Annotated in this window: 19 protein-coding genes; 10 read left to right on the top strand and 9 right to left on the bottom strand. The window is 71.7% G+C overall.

Going from position 1 to position 20,406, the window contains the following annotated elements:
* Positions 1-126 precede the first annotated feature (126 nt).
* The 4 genes from O7605_RS02350 (at position 127) to O7605_RS02335 (ending at position 3,125) form a co-directional block, all read left to right on the top strand.
* Positions 127-486 (top strand): GntR family transcriptional regulator, encoded by a 360-nt coding sequence (locus tag O7605_RS02350; protein ID WP_269737687.1) that lies wholly within the window; start codon positions 127-129, stop codon positions 484-486.
* A complete protein-coding gene (locus O7605_RS02345) occupies positions 483-1,403 on the top strand; it encodes an ABC transporter ATP-binding protein (RefSeq protein WP_269737686.1) in 921 nt (306 codons plus the stop codon). Before O7605_RS02350 ends, O7605_RS02345 begins: the two co-directional genes overlap by 4 nt.
* Positions 1,400-2,095, top strand: a complete 696-nt coding sequence (locus tag O7605_RS02340) for an ABC transporter permease (RefSeq protein ID WP_269737685.1) — start codon at positions 1,400-1,402, stop codon at positions 2,093-2,095. Before O7605_RS02345 ends, O7605_RS02340 begins: the two co-directional genes overlap by 4 nt.
* A 100-nt stretch (positions 2,096-2,195) precedes the next feature.
* Positions 2,196-3,125, top strand: coding sequence for an LLM class F420-dependent oxidoreductase (locus O7605_RS02335; RefSeq protein ID WP_269737684.1), 930 nt, complete (start codon positions 2,196-2,198; stop codon positions 3,123-3,125).
* A gap of 88 nt (positions 3,126-3,213) precedes the next feature.
* On the opposite strand, the gene O7605_RS02330 is transcribed toward O7605_RS02335, so the two are convergent.
* A complete protein-coding gene (locus O7605_RS02330) occupies positions 3,214-3,642 on the bottom strand; it encodes a hypothetical protein (RefSeq protein ID WP_269737683.1) in 429 nt (142 codons plus the stop codon).
* Positions 3,643-3,701: 59 nt separating this feature from the next.
* On the opposite strand from O7605_RS02330, the gene O7605_RS02325 reads away from it, so the two are divergent.
* Together O7605_RS02325 and O7605_RS02320 are read left to right on the top strand one after the other, a co-directional pair.
* Entirely contained in the window at positions 3,702-4,937 is a 1,236-nt protein-coding gene (locus O7605_RS02325; RefSeq protein ID WP_269737682.1) for a D-arabinono-1,4-lactone oxidase, read from the top strand.
* 59 nt (positions 4,938-4,996) lie between these two features.
* A complete protein-coding gene (locus O7605_RS02320) occupies positions 4,997-5,551 on the top strand; it encodes a Uma2 family endonuclease (protein ID WP_269737681.1) in 555 nt (184 codons plus the stop codon).
* Positions 5,552-5,576: 25 nt separating this feature from the next.
* On the opposite strand, the gene O7605_RS02315 is transcribed toward O7605_RS02320, so the two are convergent.
* The 3 genes from O7605_RS02315 to O7605_RS02305 form a co-directional block, all read right to left on the bottom strand.
* A complete protein-coding gene (locus O7605_RS02315) occupies positions 5,577-6,722 on the bottom strand; it encodes a site-2 protease family protein (RefSeq protein WP_269737680.1) in 1,146 nt (381 codons plus the stop codon).
* Between the two features lie 119 nt (positions 6,723-6,841).
* Positions 6,842-7,261 carry a PIN domain nuclease gene (locus O7605_RS02310; RefSeq protein WP_269737679.1) on the bottom strand — a complete coding sequence of 140 codons (420 nt, stop codon included), beginning with the start codon at positions 7,259-7,261 and terminating at the stop codon, positions 6,842-6,844.
* On the bottom strand, positions 7,258-7,464 hold the full coding sequence (locus O7605_RS02305) for a type II toxin-antitoxin system VapB family antitoxin (RefSeq protein WP_269737678.1): 207 nt from the start codon (positions 7,462-7,464) through the stop codon (positions 7,258-7,260). Before O7605_RS02305 ends, O7605_RS02310 begins: the two co-directional genes overlap by 4 nt.
* Before the next feature lie 166 nt (positions 7,465-7,630).
* Between O7605_RS02305 and O7605_RS02300 the strand changes: the two genes are divergently transcribed.
* Complete coding sequence (locus tag O7605_RS02300; RefSeq protein WP_269737677.1) at positions 7,631-9,727, top strand: prolyl oligopeptidase family serine peptidase; 2,097 nt, start codon at positions 7,631-7,633, stop codon at positions 9,725-9,727.
* Positions 9,728-9,778: 51 nt separating this feature from the next.
* Here O7605_RS02300 and O7605_RS02295 read toward each other — a convergent pair whose 3' ends face one another.
* Entirely contained in the window at positions 9,779-10,633 is an 855-nt protein-coding gene (locus tag O7605_RS02295; RefSeq protein WP_269737676.1) for a L,D-transpeptidase family protein, read from the bottom strand.
* Between the two features lie 277 nt (positions 10,634-10,910).
* Positions 10,911-12,359 (bottom strand): alpha-amylase, encoded by a 1,449-nt coding sequence (locus O7605_RS02290; protein WP_269737675.1) that lies wholly within the window; start codon positions 12,357-12,359, stop codon positions 10,911-10,913.
* Between the two features lie 255 nt (positions 12,360-12,614).
* Between O7605_RS02290 and O7605_RS02285 the strand changes: the two genes are divergently transcribed.
* The 3 genes from O7605_RS02285 to O7605_RS02275 all read left to right on the top strand — a co-directional run bounded on the left by O7605_RS02285 (position 12,615) and on the right by O7605_RS02275 (position 16,532).
* A complete protein-coding gene (locus tag O7605_RS02285) occupies positions 12,615-14,420 on the top strand; it encodes a ferric reductase-like transmembrane domain-containing protein (RefSeq protein WP_269737674.1) in 1,806 nt (601 codons plus the stop codon).
* Positions 14,417-15,883, top strand: a complete 1,467-nt coding sequence (locus tag O7605_RS02280; protein ID WP_269737673.1) for an NADH-quinone oxidoreductase subunit NuoF family protein — start codon at positions 14,417-14,419, stop codon at positions 15,881-15,883. The genes O7605_RS02285 and O7605_RS02280 overlap by 4 nt, the downstream gene beginning before the upstream one ends.
* Before the next feature lie 61 nt (positions 15,884-15,944).
* Entirely contained in the window at positions 15,945-16,532 is a 588-nt protein-coding gene (locus tag O7605_RS02275; RefSeq protein WP_269737672.1) for a TlpA family protein disulfide reductase, read from the top strand.
* 127 nt (positions 16,533-16,659) lie between these two features.
* Here the strand turns inward: O7605_RS02275 and serS are convergent, their stop codons facing one another.
* The 3 genes from serS to O7605_RS02260 all read right to left on the bottom strand — a co-directional run bounded on the left by serS (position 16,660) and on the right by O7605_RS02260 (position 20,401).
* The gene (gene serS, locus O7605_RS02270) at positions 16,660-17,940 is read right to left on the bottom strand and encodes a serine--tRNA ligase (RefSeq protein ID WP_269737671.1); all 1,281 of its coding nucleotides are present in this window, start codon (positions 17,938-17,940) and stop codon (positions 16,660-16,662) included.
* A 101-nt stretch (positions 17,941-18,041) separates the two neighbouring features.
* Positions 18,042-19,121: a MerR family DNA-binding transcriptional regulator gene (locus tag O7605_RS02265; protein WP_443083892.1), complete on the bottom strand. Its 1,080-nt coding sequence runs from the start codon at positions 19,119-19,121 to the stop codon at positions 18,042-18,044.
* Between the two features lie 89 nt (positions 19,122-19,210).
* Positions 19,211-20,401 (bottom strand): saccharopine dehydrogenase family protein, encoded by a 1,191-nt coding sequence (locus O7605_RS02260; RefSeq protein WP_269737669.1) that lies wholly within the window; start codon positions 20,399-20,401, stop codon positions 19,211-19,213.
* Positions 20,402-20,406 lie beyond the last annotated feature (5 nt).

Genomic DNA, 20,406 nt, shown 5'->3' with positions numbered 1-20,406 from the left:
CGCCGGTCGGGCCGGAAGGTTAACGCCGCCATCCATCCCTTGACAGCACCGCCGCTCAGGTTGCATGGTTAGTTACATGAGTAATGAACCAGCCAACCAGTGTGGCGACTGGGGATGGTGGACGTGATGGAGGACGGCCGGCCGATCTTCCTCCAGATCGCGGAGCTGCTGGAGAACTCGATCCTGGACGGGACGCTCGCCGAGGAGAGCCAGGTGCCTTCGACGAACGAGCTGGCCGCCTTCCACCGGATCAACCCCGCGACCGCCGCCAAGGGGGTCAACAAGCTGGTCGACGACGGAACTCTCTACAAGAAGCGAGGAATCGGCATGTTCGTCTCTCCCGGCGCCCGAGCGAAGCTCCGCGGCCGGCGCCGCGACGAGTTCGCCCGACAGTACGTTCGGCCGCTGCTGACCGAAGCGCGCAAGCTCGGCATCGAACCGGCCGAACTCAAGAGCATGATCGACACCTGGGAGGATGGCCGATGAGCGCGGTCGTCACCGTCACCGAGCTGACCAAGCGGTACCAGGGAGTCACCGCCCTGGACGGGGTCAGTTTCTCGCTCGCCGAGCATCGGATCCACGGCCTGCTGGGGCGCAACGGTGCCGGCAAGACCACCCTGATGCAGATCCTCACCGCGCAGAACTTCGCCAGCAGTGGAGAGGTCAGCGTCTTCGGGCAGCACCCGTACGAGAACGAACAGGTGCTCTCCCGGATCTCCTTCATCAAGGAGAGCCAGACCTACCCGTCGCACCTGCGGGTCGCGCATGTCCTGCGGGCGGCTCGCCTGGTGCATCCGGGCTGGGACGAGGCGCTCGCCCAGCGACTTGTCGACGTGTTCCAGTTGCCGCGCGGGCGCAACGTCCGCAAGCTCTCCCGGGGCATGCTCTCCGCGCTCGGCATCGTCGTCGGGCTCGCCTCGCGCGCTCCGCTGACCTTCTTCGACGAGCCCTACCTGGGCCTGGACGCCGTCTCCCGGCAGCTCTTCTACGACCACCTGCTGGCCGACTACACCGAGCATCCCCGCACCATCGTGCTGTCGACCCACCTCATCGACGAGGTCAGCGACCTGATCGAGCACGTCCTGCTGATCGACCGGGGTCGGCTCCTGCTCGACGTCGAGGCGGAGGCGCTGCGCGGCCAGGTGGTCACCGTCTCCGGTCCGGTCGCCGCGGTGGACGAGTTCACCCGTACCGGCACCGAACTGCACCGGGCCTCGCTCGGCGGCACGGCCCGGGCCACCGTACGCGGCGACTTCGGCCTGGCCGCGCACGACCGCGCCCGGTCGCTGGGCCTCGACCTCGAAGCGTCCTCGTTGCAGGACATCGTCGTACGCCTGACCACCTCGACAAACGGGCACGCGGCCGGTGGCGCCGCCGTGGCAGACAAGGAGGCCGTCCGATGAACCGCGCCCTGACCGTGGCCCGGCTCCAGTTCATCGGCTGGCGCAGCGTGGTCGGCTGGCCGTGGGGGATCCTCGCGCTCAGCTTCCTCATCAACCTGGCCCTGTTCAGCGCGATGAACGAGGCCGACGACTTCGAGCCGACCACCGGCGGGCTGATGAGCATCTACGTGGTGATGTTCGTGGCCAGCGTCAACGCGATCACCCAGGACTTCCCGTTCGCCATCGGGCTGGGCGTCTCCCGCCGCAGCTTCTACCTCGGCAACGTGCTCAACTACCTCGGGCAGGCGATCAGCTACGGGGCGGTGCTCTACCTGCTGGCCGTGATCGAGGAGGCCACCGACGGGTGGGGCGTCAACCTGACCTTCTTCGGCATTCCCTTCCTGCTGGTGGACAACCCGGTGCTGCGGTTCCTCGGCTTCGCGATCCCGTTCCTGCTGCTCGGCTTCATCGGCATCGCCATCGCGCTGGTCTTCAAGCGGTGGGGCGTCAACGGCCTGCTGATGCTGAGCACCGTCGCGTTGGCCGGGATCGGTGGGCTCGTCGTGCTCGCCACCTGGCGGGGCTGGTGGTCGGCGATCGGCGGCTGGTTCGCCGACCAGCCCGGGTGGACGCTGCTGGTCGGCTGGCCGGCGCTGCTCACGGTGCTGCTCGCCGGCCTCAGCTACCTGACCATCCGACGCGCGACCCCCTGACCGTCGACCGGCCGGCGTCCGAGGCGGGGCGGACGCCGGCCGTCGACGCACCATGGCACGAGGCAAAGCGACACACCTGCCGCTTACCTATGCTCGACCCATGGAACTGCGGATCTTCACCGAACCTCAGCAGGGCGCCAGCTACGACGACCTGCTCGCCGTGGCCCGACGCGCCGAGGAGACCGGCTTCGGCGCCTTCTTCCGGTCGGACCACTACCTCAAGATGGGGTCGGTCAGCGGCGAGCCCGGCCCCACCGACGCCTGGACGACGCTGGCCGGGCTGGCCCGGGACACCCGGTCCATCCGGCTCGGCACGCTGATGAGCGCCGCGACGTTCCGGCTGCCCGGCCCGCTCGCCATCACCGTCGCGCAGGTCGACCAGATGAGCGGCGGGCGGGTCGAGCTGGGCATCGGCACCGGCTGGTACGACGCCGAGCACCAGGCGTACGGGATCCCGTTCCCGCCGCTGGGGGAGCGGTTCGACCGGCTGGACGAGCAGCTCGCGGTGATCACCGGTCTGTGGCGTACCCCGTCGGGCGAGACGTTCGACTTCACCGGCCGCCACTACCAGGTGGTCGACTCGCCCGCGTTGCCCAAGCCGGTGCAGCGCCCACACCCGCCGATCCTGCTCGGTGGCAAGGGCGCGAAGCGTACGCCGCAGCTCGCCGCCCGCTACGCCGACGAGTTCAACCTGCCGTTCGTCTCGATCGACGAGACGGTGGCACAGTTCGCGCGGGTCCGCGCCGCCTGCGCCGACATCGGCCGCGACCCGGAGCAGCTGACCTGGTCCAACGCGTTGGTGCTCTGCTGCGGCAAGGACGACGCCGAGGTGGCGCGACGGGCCGCCGCGATCGGCCGGGAACCGGACGAATTGCGCGCCAACGGCCTCGCCGGCACGCCCGCCGAGGTCATCGACACCATCGGCCGGTACGCGGAGGTCGGCAGCCAGCGCCTCTACCTCCAGGTCCTGGACCTGACCGACCTGGACCACCTGGACCTGGTCGCGGCCGAGGTGATGCGGCAGCTCTGACGCCGGCCAGCACGGGGCGGCTCCGATTGCGGCAAGCCGGGGTATCAGCCGCCCCGGCGACACCGGCATGCCGCAATCGGAGCCGATCTCAGACCCGGTGCTCCTCGCGCAGCACCGTGTCGAGCTGGCCGTCCCGGTCGCGGTCGAGGTAGGTGACGTCCGGCAGCCCGTCCCCGTCGAGGTCGAACTGCACTTGGTCGGCCACGCCGTCGCCGTCGAAGTCGGTGACCACCTGGACCGAACCGTCCATGTGCCGGGTCACGATCGACCGGGCGCCGGCGTCGACCCGGGGCGGCGGTCCGGGGGCGGGCGGCGGCTCCGGCACCGGCTCCGGGGTGGGGATGGGCTGCGGGTCCGGCTGGCTCGCCCACGGTCCGGCGTCGGACCAGGTGACCGCGGCGCCGTCGAGGGTGCCGGCGGGACCGGTGGCGGGCTCCACGCCGTTGCCGGCCGGATCGATCTCCTCCTCGGAGGGGTAAACGTCGCCACGAGGGGCGGGATCACGGTAGCTGCTCATCGGCGTAGGGTTCCCCGACGGAGCCGGCGGTAACCGCCGGCGGGCAGAGGGGGTCGTAAGTGTCGACGCACCGCAACTGGGCCGGCAACGTCGAGTACGCGGCCCGCGCGTTCCATCAGCCGTCGTCCGTTGACGAGCTGCGGGAACTGGTCGCCGGCAGCGACCGACTCCGGGCGGTGGGCAGCGGACACTCCTTCAACCGGCTCGGCGACACCACCGGAGACCTGGTCACGCTGGCCGGACTGCCGGCCACCCCGCACCTGGACGAACAGCGGCGGGTGGTGCACGTGCCGGCCGCGCTGCGCTACGGCGACCTGGCCACCTGGCTGCACGAGCGGGGGTACGCGCTGGCCAACCTCGCCTCGCTGCCGCACATCTCGGTGGCCGGCGCGGTCGCCACCGGCACCCACGGCTCCGGCGAGACCGTCGGCAACCTGGCCACCGCCGTCGCCGGGCTGGAACTGGTCACCGCCGCCGGTGACCTGCTCGCCGTGGACCGCACCGACCCCGACTTCACCGGCATGGTGGTCTCCCTCGGCGCGCTGGGCATCGTCACCCGGCTCACCCTGGACGTGGTGCCCACCTTCGAGATACGCCAGTACGTCCGCCTCGACCTGCCCCGTGAGGCGCTGGACGAGGCGCTCGCCTCGGCGTACAGCGTCAGTGTCTTCACCGACTGGCGCTCCACCCGCGGCACCCAGGTCTGGTGCAAGCAGCTCGCGCACCAGCCGGAACCTCCGGCGGACTGGCTCGGCACCACGGCGGCCGACCGGCCCTGGCACCCGGTGCCCGGCATGCCGATGGTCAACTGCACCGAGCAGCTCGGCGTGCCCGGCCCCTGGCACGAGCGGCTGCCGCACTTCCGGCTCGGCTTCACCCCGAGCAACGGCGACGAGTTGCAGTCCGAGTACCACCTGCCCCGCGCGATGGCCGCCGACGCGCTCGCCGCGCTGGACCAGGTGGCGCACCTGATCGCCCCGGTCGCGCAGACCAGCGAGCTGCGCACCATCGCCGCCGACGAGCTGTGGCTCAGCCCGCAGTACGGCCGCGACAGCCTCGCGGTGCACTTCACCTGGATCGCCGACGCGGCGGCGGTGCTGCCGGTGGTCGCCGAGGTCGAGCGGGCGCTGGCCCCGTTCGCGCCCCGGCCGCACTGGGGCAAGGTCTTCACCATGCCGACCGGGACGATCGCCGAGACCTATCCCCGCTGGACCGAGTTCGCCGCGCTGGTGGCCCGCCTAGACCCCGAGGGCAGGTTCCGCACCGAGGAACTCGACCAGCTGTTTCCCCGCTGACCAGGGCCGACGCGGCGCGGCCCGGTGGACGTGCCCGGACATCGAACTAGGGTGGGCGCATGAGCGCTGAGGCTGTCGGCATGCACATGCCCGCCGTCGTGACGCTCGACGACGTGACGGCGATGAACGCCGCCGACGCGAACGGTCACCGTTACGAGACCAGCCCCGAGGGTGTCCTGTCGGTCATGCCGTCGCCCGACTCGGAGCACGCGACGATCGCGAGCCGTCTGTTCGCCTGGCTGATCATGGCGGGCTGGCCTGCGGAACAGGTGCTCCAGGCGGTCGGTGTAGGCATCCCCGGGCCGGACGGCAACGGTGGCCGGATTCCGGACCTCAGCGTCTGGCGCAAACCTCCCCGGCGTGGCGTGTGGTCGGCGGTGGCTGACGTCGCGCTCGTGATCGAGATCGTGTCGCCCGGCTCCGAGGCGATGGACTCGGTGACAAAGGTGCGCGAGTACGCCGGGGCCGGCATCCCCCGGTACTGGGTGGTGGACCGGGACGGGGCGCAGACGGTCACGTTGCACGAACTCGGCGGCGACAGGCGGTACGTCGAGCAGGCCCGCATGCCGTTGGCCTGGCTGCTGCAGACCGCCCCGGCCGACCATCTCGACTGAGACAGCGGCAGCCGGCAGCCGGCGGTCAGCGGCCGGTGGTGAGCTGGTCGCGCATGCTGCTGCGCTGCACGGCGCGGCTGATGTCGCTGGGGGAGACGATGCCGACCAGTCGGCCGTCGGTGACCACCAGCGCCCGGCCGTCGGCACACTCGCTGAGCCGGGGCAGCAGGTCGGTGAGCGGCTCGTCGGGAGAGGCGAGCACCAGGTCGTCGGCGCGGCACGCCACCGCCGCCAGGGTGGTGCTGCCCCGCTCGCCGGACGGCACGCCGCGTACCCGGTCGAGGGTGACCAGCCCGACCGGCCGGCCGTCCTCGATCAGCGGCAGCGCCGTGTGCCGGTACGCGAAGAGGTAGTTGTCCACGAAGTCGGCCACCGTCAGCTCGCCCGACGCGGTCTGCGGCTGCGGGGTCATCACGTCGGCGACCCGGATGCCACGCAGCGCGTCGCCCACTCTGGCCTGCCGCTCCTCCATGGTGGCCGCGCCGATCAGGAACCAGCCGATCAACGCCAGCCACAACCCGCCGACGCCGGTGCCGGTGCCGGTGAGGAACCGCCACAGCCCGAACCCGATGAGTGCCAGACCGAGAATCCAACCGGCCCGGGCCGCCACCACGGTGGCGCGGGTCCGGTCGCCGGTGGCCTTCCACACCGCCGCCCGCAGCAGCCGCCCACCGTCCAACGGTGCCGCCGGCAGGATGTTGAACACGGCCAGCAGCAGGTTGATGCCGCCGAGCCAGGCCATCACGCCCAGCAGCAACCCCTGCACCCCGGCCAGCGCGAGCAGCGTCGCGATGGCACCGAAGAAAATGCCGATGATCAGACTGACCAGCGGTCCGATCCCGGAGATGCGCAGCTCCGCGCCGGGGGAGCGGGCCTCGCCGCGCAACTCGGCGACCCCGCCGAAGAGCCACAGGGTGATCCCCTGCACGCCCAGGCCGTTGCGCTTGGCCACCACCGCGTGGGACACCTCATGGGCGAGCAGGCCGAGGAAGAAGACCACCGCGGCGGTCAGCCCGGCCAGCAGGTACGCGACCACGGACCGATCCGGGTACGACTCGGGGAACAGGTTGGCCGACAGCCCCCACCAGATCAGCGCGAAGATGACCAGGACACTCCAGTTGACCCCGACCGGTACGCCCGCGATCCGGCCGAGCCGGAAACTCGCCCTCATGTCTCGGTCATACCCCGGCAGCCCGTGCCCATGCCAGGGCCGGACGTCACCGATCCGCTGCGTCGTCCATTTTCCGGTGCCGTGAGGGGGTGGCTGCCTCCGGCGGGCGGCTGGGTCGATCAGTCTGCGGTGCCGGGCGGCACGACCCAGGTGGTGGGCTGGCCGGTGATGGCGGTGATCATGTCGTAGTCACCGTCATAGTGCAGCACGGTGACTCCGTGCCGCTCGGCGGTCGCGCCGATCAGTAGGTCCGCCATGGAAAGTGCCCGATGATTACCCTTGTGCAGCGCCTGGAGCTGCACCTCGACGGCCCGGTCCCAGACCTCGTCGGGGGTGGGGAGCCAGTGGAAGCCGCCAAGTAACCAGCGAGCACGCTGCGCGTCCTTGACCGTCCGGGCGCTCTGGATCACCTCGATCTCGACCGAGCCACACACCGCCAGCAGGCCACGTTCGGAAAGTTCGTCGAGCACTGGCGCGACTACCGGCTTGGGCCAGCGGGCCAGAGCGGACTTGTCGAGCAGATACAGTTCCCGACTCACGCCGCGTCCGGTCTGGTACCGGCCTGTCCGGTGAGATCCGGCAGGCCGCCGCTCTTGAGCCAGTCGGCGAACTCACGTCGCTTCTCCCGGTCGACCGCGGCCTTTAGCGCTGCGTTGACGGTCGCCTTCTTCGTGGTCGTGCCAAAGATCTTGGAAGCCTGCGCGAGGAGTTCGTCATCGACGTCAAGGATCGTTCTGGACATGTCGCCCCCAAGGTTGTTTCGCCGCCAGGATGATATCAAGTTCGGGTGATTCTGATACCTAGCCGGGGAAGCTCAGCGCGTGGCAGCGGGCGACCCTGCCATGGGAGTCGCCATGTCGACAGCAGCCGAGTCCGGTGCCGAAAGGTACGTCGGCGATAGTTCGAGGGTGGCGATCTCGACCGACGACAGTGATGACCCGTACCTCTGGTTGGAGGACCTGGACGGCCCGGAGGCCGCGACCTGGGTCCGGGCCCGCAACGCCGAGACCGTCGCGGCGTTGACCGGCGGCCCGGCGTTCGCGGTCCGGAAGGCCGAGATCCGGCAGGTGCTCGACGCGGACGACCGCATCCCGTACCCGGCCTGGCGCGGCGACGGCTACTACTACGACCTCTGGCGCGACGCCGCCCATCCACGCGGGCTGTGGCGACGTGCGACGCTCGATGAGTACCGCCGGGCCGAGCCGGACTGGGACGTCCTGCTCGACCTGGACACGCTTGCCGAGCGGGAGGGCGAGAACTGGGTCTGGGGTGGTGCGCGGACGCTGCCACCGCGGCACCGGCGCTGCCTGGTCAGTCTGTCGCGGGGCGGCGCGGACGCGGTGGTGGTGCGCGAGTACGACCTGGTCGACCGGGCGTTCGTGGACGGTGGGTTCACCATCGACGAGGCCAAGACCGACGTGTGCTGGATCGACGCGGACCAGATCTTCGTCGGCACCGACCTCGGGCCGGGCTCGTTGACCGACTCCGGCTATCCCCGCACCATCCGGCGGTGGCGGCGCGGCACCCCACTGGCCGAGGCCGAACTGGTCTACCAGGCGGCCACCGAGGACGTCGGCGCGCACGGCTGGCATGACCCGACGCCCGGCTTCGAGCGGGACTTCGTGGGTCGCAGCCTCGACTTCTACCGGGCGGAGAGCTACCTGCTGACCGGGTCGGGGGAGTGGGTCCGGATCCCGGTGCCCGAGGACGCCGGCTGGGACGTACACCGGGAATGGCTGCTGGTCTGGCCGCGCACGCCGTGGACACTGGGTCAGTCGACCCACCCGCCGGGTGCCCTGCTGGCGATCCGCTTCGACGCGTTCCTTGCCGGCAGCCGGCAGCTGACGGTCTTGTTCCGACCCGACGAGCACACCTCACTCGGCGGCTTCGCCTGGACCCGTGACCACCTGATCCTGACCACGCTCACCGACGTACACAGTCGGCTGGAGATCCTCACCCCCGGCGAGGACGGCTGGCGGCGCGAACCGCTGCCGGGAGTGCCGCCGGACGAGGAAGGCTGCCTTGTCGAGACCGACCCCGAGTCGGGCAACGCCTATCTGGTCGCCTCGGAGGGCTTCCTCCAACCGGCCACCCTGCGCCTCGGGCAGGTCGGTGGCAGCGTCGAGACGCTGAAGCGGGCACCGGCGTTCTTCGACACCGACGGCTTGGCGGTACGCCAGTTCTTCGCCACCTCCGCCGACGCCACCCGGGTGCCCTACTTCGTGGTCGGCGATCCGGAGGCGGCGGCCAGGCCGACGCTGCTCTACGGGTACGGCGGCTTCGAGGTGTCGATGACTCCCGGCTACGGCGGGATCACCGGCCGGGGCTGGCTGGCGCGCGGCGGCAGCTACGTGGTGGCGAACATCCGGGGCGGCGGGGAGTACGGCCCCCGCTGGCACCGGGCCGCGCTGCGGGAGAACCGGCCCCGAGCGTACGAGGACTTCGCGGCGATCGCCACCGACCTGGTGGCCCGGGGAATCACCACGCCGGACCAGTTGGGCATCGAGGGCGGCAGCAACGGTGGCCTGCTGATGGGCGTGATGCTGACCCGCTACCCGACCGTCTTCGGTGCCGTCGTCGCGCACGTTCCGCTGCTGGACATGCGCCGCTACCACCGGCTGCTGGCCGGGGCATCATGGATCGCCGAGTACGGCGACCCGGACGTTCCGGAAGACTGGGCCTACCTGCGGGAGTACTCGCCGTACCACAACGTGCGAAGCGAGGTGCGGTACCCACCGGTCCTGTTCATCACCTCCACCCGCGACGACCGGGTGCATCCCGGACACGCCCGAAAGATGACCGCCCGGCTGCGCGAGCACGGTCACGACGTGGCCTACTACGAGAACGTCGAGGGCGGGCACGGCGCGGCGGCCAACAACGAGCAGCGCGCGTTCATCGAGGCCTTGTCACTGGAGTTCCTCTGGCGACGGTTGGTCCCGTCAACCGGCGGGTTGCCGCGCCAACCGCTGCGACCGCACGACCGGACGTCGGTTGCCGGTCACTGACTCTGGCGCGGCGGTGCTCGTGGACCTCGCCGGAGCGCCGAGCAGGTCGGCTCAGGCGGTGGAGGGTGGGGCGGGCAGTTCGTCGACGACCACCACCGGCGTGCCCGGACGCACCTTCTCCAGTAGCAGGCGCTGGCCGCTGGCGGTCAACCGGATGCAGCCGTTCGTGGTCTGCTGGCCCAGCTCCCCGTCGTGGTACCAGGTGTGGATGCCGATGTGCGCGCCGCGCAGCCCGGCCGGCACCGAATCCAGGTCGTCGGGGATCGAGCCGAGAGCGTAGATGTCCACGCCGCCGTAGACCGACTCCGGTGGTGGGGTGCGGCCCAGCACGAAGGTCCGGCCGAGCGGGGTTTCCTGGCCGCGTTGGCCGAGGCTCACCGGCCAGGATCGTTGCGCGGTGCCGTCGCGGTACCAGGTCAGCCGGAACGGGGTCCGTTCCACCACGATCTGGTCGCGCAGCGCGACGGTACGGAAGCCGCCGGGTGGTAGCCAGGCCAGTTTGCGGTTGGCCGAGGGCAGCAGCACCGCTGTCCAGCCGGACTCGCGGCGGGCGATCGGCACGGTGAGTTCCACCTCGCTGATCGTCGGCATCAGAAACGCCAGCGGCCGCCCACCGGGCGCGTCGTACGCGGCGATCCTGCGGGTCGGGTGCAGGCCCCGGGTCAGCGGTGCGGTGTCCAGGGCGTCCGGGTCGTCGGGGAAACCGGCTGGGGCCGGGTCGTAGTCGATCTCCGGCAGTCCGTCCGGCGCCGGTGCGGCGGGCAGCACCCGCTCGGCGTCGGCCGAGGGCGGCACCTCCGCGGTCGGCACCACCGCGTCTCCGGTGGGCCCAGCGACCGGCGCCGCCCCGGGCGTCGGCGTCAGCGCCCACCCCGTGTACGCGGCCCCACCCATCAGCACCGCCACGCCCAACCCGACAGCGACCCCCCGCCGCCCCCGCGACCCCAAAACCCCCAAAACTCCCACCCTCCCACCCTACCCTCCGAAACCCCCAAACAACCCCAAAACCCCAACCCCGCCACCACCCCCACCCGCCGCTGCGGGCGTGTTGATCAAGAAGTTTGCGTCTGGGTCCGCGGGCGGGGCGACCGAAACTTCTTGATCAACGCGGCGGGTCGCGGCGGTCGCGGCGGGTCGCGGCGGGGAGGGCGGCGGCGGGGAAGGGGTGGGGAAGGGGTGCTGGTTAGGGGAGGCGGGCGTTGAGGTGGAGGGCTATGGCGTCGTGGGCGGGGATGTTGGCGGCGAACCAGCCGTTGGCGTCGACGGTGATCACCGGGCCGGAGCAGGTGCCGTTGGTGAAGGTGCCGTGGATGATGTCGCAGTAGCGGCCGGCGGGCAGTCCGGTGTAGTAGGAGCGGCCGTTGATCGCGGAGCCCTCGTCGTTGATGGTGAGGTAGCCCCGGCCGGTGCGGCTGAAGGCGATGTGGTTGTTGCCGTTGTCGTACCAGTTGCTGACCCCGGCGCCCTCGGTGGCGTTGCGGAAGCCGACCATGTTCGCGATGACCGGCCAGCGGTGCTCGCACTCCCAGCCGGAGTAGCAGACCGTGTTGAGCGTCTTGTTGTTGCCGTCCGAGGGCGGGCCGGCGTCGCGGCTGCTGAAGGTGTAGCTCGACATCACCGTCGGGGAGCCGTACGGCCAGGCCAGCATGAAGGCGTTCGCGAGGGCGTAGATGCCCCGGTCGCGGTAGGTGAGCACGCCGCCGTCGTCGCGCTGGGTGTCGTGGTTGTCCACGAAGACCGAGGAGACGCCGCTGGGCAGGTGTCCCCAGCCCTCGCCGAAGTTGCGCAGGTACGCCAGCCGCTCGGAGCGGAACACCCGGGCCAGGTCCTTGCCGTAGCGGAACTCGTGCACGTCACCGTTGCCGGTGTACTCGTTCGGCGTGATCGGCTCGCCCGCGCCGTAGATGACCTCCTGCACGATGTACGCCGACCGGTTGAGCCGGCTACGGATGTTGGCGATGTCGGCCGCCGGCATGTGCTTGCTGGCGTCCAGCCGGAATCCGTCCACGCCGAGCGACAGCAGGTCGTTGAGGTACGCGGCCAGCCGGGAGCGGACGTAGTCGGACTCCGTCTTCAGGTCGGAGAGGTTGACCAGCTCGCAGTTCTGCACCTCGTAGCGGTCGGTGTAGTTGACGATGTCGTTGTTGCCGTTGCGCCCGCAGTAGTGGAAGTCCTGCGACTGGTAGATGCCGGGGTAGACGTGGTGCTGGTAGGTCGAGCCGGCCCAGCCGGTGCCGCCGCCTGCCTGGCCAGACATGTGGTTGACGACCGCGTCGACGATCACCTTCACGCCGGCCGCGTGGCAGGTGTCGACCATGGACTTGAACTGCGCGCGGGTGCCCTTGCGGGATTCGATCCGGTAGCTGACCGGCTGGTAGGCCACCCACCACTGGTTGCCGCGTACGTGCTCCTGGGGTGGTGAGACCTGGACGAAGCCGTAGCCCTTCGGGCCGAGGGTGCTGGCGCACTCGCTGGCGACGGAGGGCCAGTTCCACTCGAAGAGGTTGGCGATGACCTTCTTGCCGCCGCTCGGGGCGGCGACGGCCGGGGGCGCGGTCACCACGCCGGGGGCGAGGAGGCCGGCGATCAGGGCGAGGGCGGCGATCGCCGGGCGGAGTCGACGTCGATGCATCGGGTGCTCCAGGGGTGCCGGGGGACGGGGGAGGTGGTGCGGGTTGCCCGGACCTTGCAACCGGGACTGAAAATTTCAGAAAGGTTACAAGCCGATTTCAACGCCTGTCAATGCACTGGTGTGGACGGTGGGCGGCGGGGCCGTTATACGCGCCGGGCGGCGGGGCGGTTCGACAACTCGACCAGATTTTTTCTTACGACACTGATCCGACCGGAGCCGCGCTGCGTACTGGAGTGGGGAACAGGTCGGCCGGCGGTGCGCCGCCGCGAGACGATCGAGGAGCAGATGGTCCGGGCTACGCAGAACGAGAAGGCAGCTGCCGTACGTACCAGCAGCAGCAGTCGAGGGATCCGCGTCCGGTCCCGCGGCCAGATCATGGCGCTCTCCGCGTCCGGGCTCGCCGCGCTGTGGGCGTTGACGATGCTCACCGGCGCGGGCCAGAAGATGTACGCGATGGGCTTCTTCTTCACCGAGTTCTTCGCCGGCGTGATCGCGCTTGTCGCGCTGAGCCTCACGGTGATGATGGGGCTGCTCGCCACCGACCGGCTGGTGCTGCTCATCCGGCACCGGGTGCTGTTGCAGTCCGCGCACCGGGCGACCGGCATCCTCGGCGTGGCCGGGCTGGCCTTCCACGTCATCACGAAGATCGCCAGCGGCCGGGCGGGGATGACCGACGCCGCGGTGCCGTTCGTCGGTGGCCGGGGCCTCTATGTCGGACTGGGCACCATCGCCGCGCTGCTCATGGTGGGTGTGCTCTGGACCGGCATCATCCGGGCCCGGTTCGCCGATGTCGGCCCGAAGTGGGTGTGGCGTGCCCTGCACTCGATGGCGTACGTGTCCTGGCCGTTCGCCATCTTCCACGGCCTGCTCGCCGGCCGTCCGCCGGCCACCTGGGTGGGCCTGAGCTACTTCGCCTGCGTACTGCTGGTGGTGATCGCCCTGATGGTCCGCCTTTCGGTCACCCTGCAACGGCGCAGCCGCGAGCAGCAGCAGGCCGCGGTGCTGAACGAGGTCATGAGCGGGGCCAAGTCCACCGAGGAGACCCGGGGCAAGTCCCTGCTGGGCACCCTGACCGGCCGGCGCGAGGAAGCCGACGACGGCCGGGAGAAGCGGGTCCGTCGCGACACCAGCTGGGCCGACAGCACCTCCGGCACCTGGGCCAGCCCCACCATCCGGCGCAACGACCCGGAACGGTTCACCGTGCCGGTGGTCCCCGAGCCGGGCACGTTGCGGGAGCCGGTCCGGTCCGGCCGGGACCGTCGCGACGAGGAGTTCGAGCCGGTCGTCCGGCGCGCCTCGCGCCGCGAGGAGGAGGAACTGGAGCGGGTCGTGCGCCGCGAGACCGAGGTGCTGGAACCGGTGGCACGTCGGCGCCGCGATGCCGAGCCGATCGGCCGGCGTTCCGCCCGCCGTGACGAGGATCTGGAGACCACCGGGCGGCGAGCGGCGCGGGTGGAGGAGGACCTGGAGCCGGTGGTCCGCCGGTCCCGGCGCGACGAGGAACCGACCGGCCGCCGGTCGCGGCGCGAGGTGGAGCGCGAGCCGGTGGGCCGTCGTGCGGCCCGCCGCGACGAGGACCTGGTGGACTACGAGTACGAGGAGCCGGTGCGCCGCCGCCGCGACCCCGACGACGAGGAGGAGTACGGCCGTTCCCGCCGGTCCCGGCCCGACAGCCGGTACTCGGCCCCGCCGCAGCGCATGGTCGATGAGCCGGAGGAGCCGTGGGACAGCCCTCGGCGGTGGGAGTCGAGCAACCCGATCTCGGCCGGCCCGATCTCCGGTGCACCCATCTCCGGCTCGCCGATCTCCGCCGAGCCGCGCAGCGGCGGAGGGCGGCACAGCGCCGAGGACGACCTGCCGGAGGCGGAGACCGACTACTGGCGTCCGCCGGCCCGGTACGCCCCGGACGACGTGGCCGACGACGACACCCCGACCCTGGTCGACCTCGCCTCCCGGCGGGCCCGCCGAGCCTCCTCGGCGGAGAGTCGGCGCCGCCGGCGGGCGGATCCGGACTCGGTGGACGGCGCCTACTGGGCCGGGCTGCGGGGCGAGGCCAAGTGACGACGCGGACCACCGTTCCCCCGGTGGCCGCCGTCGGTGAGCCCCGGCTCACCGCGGGGTTCGCCGAGTTCGGCCGGCTCGACCTGCGCGCTCACGAGATGGTGCACGGCCCGATCAGCCCGATGGAGCCGTCCAACCTGCTGCGGCTGGCCGAGGGCATCCAGCTCAAGGGCAAGGGCGGGGCCGGCTTCCCGTTCGCGCGCAAGCTGCGGGCGGTGCTGGAGTCCTGTGAACGCCAGGATCTGCCGCCCGTGGTGGTGGTCAACGCGACCGAGGGCGAGCCGGCCAGCTGGAAGGACAAGGTCCTGCTCACCCGGGCGCCGCACCTGATCCTCGACGGTGCCGCGCTCGCCGCGTTCGCGCTGGACGCCGAGGAGATCGTGCTCTGTGTGGCCGACGACATGGTCGGCCGGGAGTCCCTGATGGAGGCTCTGGACGAGCGCCGGATGCCGGTGCCGACGAGCGTCGTGACGGTGCCGCACCGGTTCATCAGCGGTGAGGGCGGCGCGCTGGTGAACGGGATCAACGGGCTGCCGCACATCCCGCCCGGCACCAAGAAGCGGGCCAGCGACTCCGGCGTCGGCGGGCTGCCGACCCTGCTGTCGAACGCCGAGACGTACGCCCAGGTGGCGGTCGCCGCCCGACTCGGCCCGTACGAGTACGCGGCGCTCGGCACCGACGACGAACCCGGCACGGTGCTGCTCAGCGTCACCGGCGCGGCGAACCGGCACGCGGTGGTGGAGTGCGCGGCCGGCACCCCGTTGGCCGAGATCCTCGAACTGTGCGAGGTGCCGGACGGCCCCGGCATCCTCATGGGCGGCTACCACGGCAAGTGGATCACCAGGGAGGCGGCCGAGCGGGCCGAGGTCTCCCGCAAGGGCCTCGCCGCGGTCGGTGGCACGCTCGGCGCCGGCATCATCGTCCCGCTCGCCGACGACACCTGCCCACTGGGCGAGGCGGCGCAGGTGGTGCGTTACCTGGCCGGGGAGTCCGCCGGGCAGTGCGGCCCGTGCAAGCGGGGGCTGCCCGACCTGGCCCGCGCCGTCGACCTGGCGGTTTCCGGCAGCGCGCCGGTGGAGGTCGTCCGGGCCGCCGCCGGCGACGTCAAGGGCCGTGGCGCGTGCAGCCACCCCGACGGTACGTCCCGGTTCGCGCTCTCGGCGATGGAGGTCTTCGCCGACGACCTGAAGAAGCACACCACCGGCGAGGGCTGCGGTCGGCGGGTCAAGGGCATGATGGGCCTGCCCGGCGCCCCCGATCCCGACCCGCAGAAGCTGGTCCTGGACTGGTCCCGGTGTGACGGGCACGGCCTCTGCGCCCACGTGGTGCCGGACTTCATCCGGCTCGACCAGAACGGGTACCCCGCGTTCCCGCCCACCCCCGTACCGACCTGGTTGCGGGAGGGTGCGGTGAAGGCGGTGAAGGTCTGCCCGGCGCTGGCACTGCGGCTGACCGATGCCTGAGCGCACCGACCGCGGCGGCTCCGCTGCCGGCTGACGGGTGAGTGGATCGAAGGAGACGCGGATGGGGTCGCTGCCACCGACGGGACGGTTCACCGGGGCGGTCACCGCCGCCCTGCTCGCCGCCGTGCTGGCCACCGCCGGATGTGGTGCCGGTCCGGGCGCCGAGGCGGCCCCGCCGGCCGGTGGCCCGCCGTCCACCGCCGTCGACACCGCGTCCCCGTCGGCCGGGCCGACCGTCCCGGTGCCGGACACCCTGCGGTTCACCGGCACCACCCTGGATGGCGCGGCCTTCGACGCCGCCACCCTGGCCGGCCGACCGGTGGTGCTCTGGTTCTGGGCACCCTGGTGTGCCACCTGCGCCAGCCAGGCGTGGACGATCGCCGAGATCGAGCCCGGTTTCCGGGAGACCGTGCCGATCATCGGTGTCGCGGGGCTCGGCGAACGCAAGGCGATGACCGACTTCGTCACCGAGTTCGAACTGGGCCCGATGCCGCAGATCGAGGACCGTGCGGGAGCGATCTGGCGCCGCTTCGAGGTGGTCGAGCAGAGCACCTTCGTCATCATCGACCGCGACGGCCGGATCATCCACCAGGGCTGGCTCGACGGCGAAGACCTCACCCGCCGAGTAACCGCCCTAGCCACCCCCTGACCCGCCCCACCCCACCCACCGCCCTGTTGATCATGACGTTAGCGGCGCTGTTGATCTCCAGGACTGCCGCTAACGTCATGATCAATACGAGTGGGTGGGTGGGTGAGTGGGTGGGGTGGGGGTGGGGTCAGCGGGGGGTCAGGTGGTCGGTGTTGAGGCGGGGGCGGAGGACTTCGGGAACCAGGACCGAGCCGTCGGGCTGCTGGAACTGTTCCAGGATGGCCGGGAGGAGGCGGCTGGTGGCCAGGGCCGAGCCGTTGAGGGTGTGCACGAAGCGGGTCTGCTTGCCCCCCGGCTCGCGGTAGCGGATCGCCGCCCGGCGGGCCTGGTAGTCACCGCCCCAGGAGACCGACGAGACCTCCTTGTACTTCCCGGTGCTGGGCATCCACACCTCGATGTCCAGCGTCTTACGCATCGAGGCGCTGGAATCGCCGGCCGCGAGCAGGCTGCGCTGGTAGTGCAGACCCAGCCCTTCGACCAGGCTCTCCGCATGGCTGACCATCTGCTCCAGCGCCGCGTCGGCCTGCTCGGGCAGGGTGAACTGGAAGATCTCCACCTTGTTGAACTGGTGGCCCCGCACGGTGCCCCGCTCGTCGGAGTGCGAGCCGGCCGCCTCGCGCCGGTAGCACGGGGTGTACGCGAACACCTTCAGCGGCAGCTTCGCGGTCTCCAGGATCTCGTCCTGGTACGCACCGAGGATCGCCGTCTCCGCCGTCGGCAGCAGGAACTGTCCGCGCGGCGCGGACTGCTTGTCCAGGTGGTACACGTCGTCGTAGAACTTGGGGAACTGGCCGGCGGCGAAACCGGCGCTGTCCAGCAGCAGGTGCGGCGGCAGGAGGAACTCGTACCCGGCCTCGATGTTCCGCTCGATCAGCCAGTTGACCAGCGCCCACTCCAACCGGGCACCCAGGCCGGTGTACATCCAGAAGCCGGAGCCGCCGAGCTTGACGCCGCGTTCGTGGTCGACCAGACCCAGCATCCGGCTCAACTCGACATGGTCGCGGACCTTCTCGATGGCCGGTGGCGCACCGAAGGTCTTCACCACCCGGTTGGCCTCCTTGCCGCCGGGCACCACGTCCTCGGCCGGCAGGTTGGGCAGCTCGCTCATGGTGGTGTGCAGCCGCGCCTGCACCTCGTCGAGTTCCGCCTCGAGTTCGGCGACCTGCTTCCGACCGGCCTCCGAGGTGACCTGCGGCTCGACACCGGCCCGTTTCGCCTGCGCGTACGCCCGGGCCTCGGCCTTGCGGCGCTGGCGTTCCCCGTCGATCTCCGTGATCAGCCGGCGGCGCTCCCGGTCGAGCTGCTGGATCTCCGCCAGCACCCGGTCGACCTCGGCGGCGTCCAGCCGCTTCGCCAGCGCGGCCGCCACCGCGTCGCGATCCTTCCGGATCAACTCCATGTCGAGCATGCTGCTCCGTACGCCTCCGTCCGGGCTCGGGTGGACCTCCAGATGCTACCGTCGCGCCCGAATCGCCCCGCCTCCCGCACCCGCTTCCCCGGATCCGGCGGTCAGAGCCGGATCGGCATCAGGACGGAGAAGGCGGCCGGATCGTCGGGGCGGCGGATGGCCAGCGGGGTGACCGGGCCGTCCAGTTCCAGCACCAGGCGCGGGCCACCCGCCGCGCGCAACGCGTCGAGCAGGTACTCCCCGTTGACGCCGACCCGCAGCTCCACCTCGGCCCGACCGGCACCGCTGTCGGCCAGTTCGTCCGGGCCGAGCAGGCGTAGCGGGTCCCGGCCACCCAGCCCCAGCACGGTCACCGGCAGCGGGCCGCCCGCGTGTTCACGGGTCACCGTGGGGGTGCCGGAGCGCAGTGCGGCGACCAGCCACGGCGCGTCGACCGGCACCCGGCGGGCCGGCGCGCCCGTCGTTCCCGGCAACAGGGCGTGGTAGTCGGGGAAGTCGTACGGCAGGGTCGTCACCCGCAACCGACGCCTGGCGACGTCGGCGACGACCTGCCGGCCGACCAGCGTCAGCCGCACCTCGCCGGTGGCCGCCTCGCCGGACAGCCGGCGCAACCGGTCGACGGCGGCCACCGGCAGCAGCGCCCGCACCGCCGGACCGCGTACCGTCGCACCGGCCGTCGCCACCGCCATCCGGTGCCGGTCGGTCGCCACCAGCCGGACACCCTCGTCGGTCACGTCGAGCAGCACACCGGCCAGTCCCGGCAGCGCCGGGTCGGTGCCGACCGCGAACCGCACGGCGTCCACGGCGGCGGACAGTTCCTGCCCGGCCAGGACGAGCCGGGTGACCTGCGGGGCATGGTCGGCGGTGAGCAGGCGACGGATCCGGGCGGCCTCGGCACGCGCCTCGGCCAGCCCGTCCGCCAGCCGCCCGAGGTGCGACTCGATCAGGCGGTGCACCACCGGAGGTTCCGCGCGTACCGCCCGGGCGATCTCGGCGACCGGCAGGCCGATCCGACGCAGCCCGGCCACCAGCTGGGCCGGTGCCACCTGGTCGTCGGCGTACCAGCGGTACCCGGTGACCGGATCGACCCGGACCGGGATCAGCACCCCGGCGGCGTCGTAGAACCGCAGCGCGCTCACCGTCAGCCCACTGGCCCGGGCCAGCTCTCCGATGCTGCGCAGGTCACTGTCCACGGCCCGATCCTGCCCCCTCGACCTGGTCGAGGGTCAAGCCCGACCGGCTCGCGGGGCCCGGCAGAGGCCGGCAGAGGTCAGGAAGGCGCCGTTCCTTCCTCCAACGTCCGGAAGGTGATGCCGGCGGCGGTGAGTCGGTGCAGCAGCGCGTCGCCCATCGCGGTGACCGGTGTGACCTGACCGGCGGTGGCCGGCAGGTCGTCGCAGGCCAGGCAGAGCGCCGACTCGGCGAGCATCTTCGCGGTCTCGTCGTAGCCGGGGTCGCCGCCGGCCACCTCCGTCACCACGCGGCGACCGCCGCCGACGCCGACGAACCGCACTCTGAACCACGACTTCGCCCGCTGCTCGGCGCTCGGTCCCTGCCCGGAGGCGAGCCGACCGAGCAGCCAGCGTCGGGTCGGCGGCAGCTTCACCAGCCCGACCACGGCACCGAGCCCCGCGCCGGCGGCCAGCACCGTCGGCAGCCGCCGCACCGCGGCGAAGTGCCGGTAGCGGAAGTCCGGACCGTACTCGGGGCGGGCCGCCGCCGAGCGGCGGACCACCTGCGGGTCGATCGTCGGCAGCGGCACCGCCCAGACCGGCAGGTCCCGCGAGCGGGCCAGCCGGCCCGGCACGGCCCGGACCCGGCGGTCGGTGGGGCGAGGCTCGGCGGCGCGGCGTTCGCGGGCCGCCCGCGACGCCTCGGCGGTACGGGAGAAGGCGGTCAGCGCCGAGTGGTACGTACCCGCGGAGAACCGCCCGCCCGCACGTACGTACCCGTCCACGGTTATCGCGGCGTCGGCGGGAAGCTGTTTGACGGTGAACCAGACACCGAGGTCGTGCGGGATCGAGTCGAAGCCGCAGGCGTGCACCAGCCGAGCGCCGGTGCGTACCGCCTCGGCGTGGTGGCGCAGGTACGTCCGATCGACGAACTCCGGCTCGCCGGTGATGTCGAGGTAGTCGGTGCCGGCGGCGGCGCAGGCGGCCACCAGCGGTTCACCGTGCTGGACGTACGGGCCGACGGTGCTGGCCACCACCCGGGCGTCGGTGGCCACGGCGCGCAGCGAGGCGGGGTCGGTGACGTCGGCGGTGAGCAGCGGCAACCCGGCCAGCGACGGATCGATCGCGGCCAGCTGGTCCCGGACCGTGGCCAGCTTGTCGGGATTGCGCCCGGCGATCGCCCAGCGCAACCCGGGCGGCGCGTGCCGGGCCAGGTAGCGTGCGGTGAGCCCGCCGGTGAACCCGGTCGCCCCGAACAGCACCACGTCGTACGACCGTTGGGCAGCCATCCCGC

Origin of the sequence: Verrucosispora sp. WMMA2121 (assembly GCF_027460185.1) — a bacterium.
In the GTDB taxonomy this organism is placed as follows: Bacteria; Actinomycetota; Actinomycetes; order Mycobacteriales; family Micromonosporaceae; genus Micromonospora; species Micromonospora palythoicola.
The sequence above is the reverse complement of the archived record's forward strand: the minus strand, read 5'-3'. Positions and strand labels throughout refer to the sequence as shown.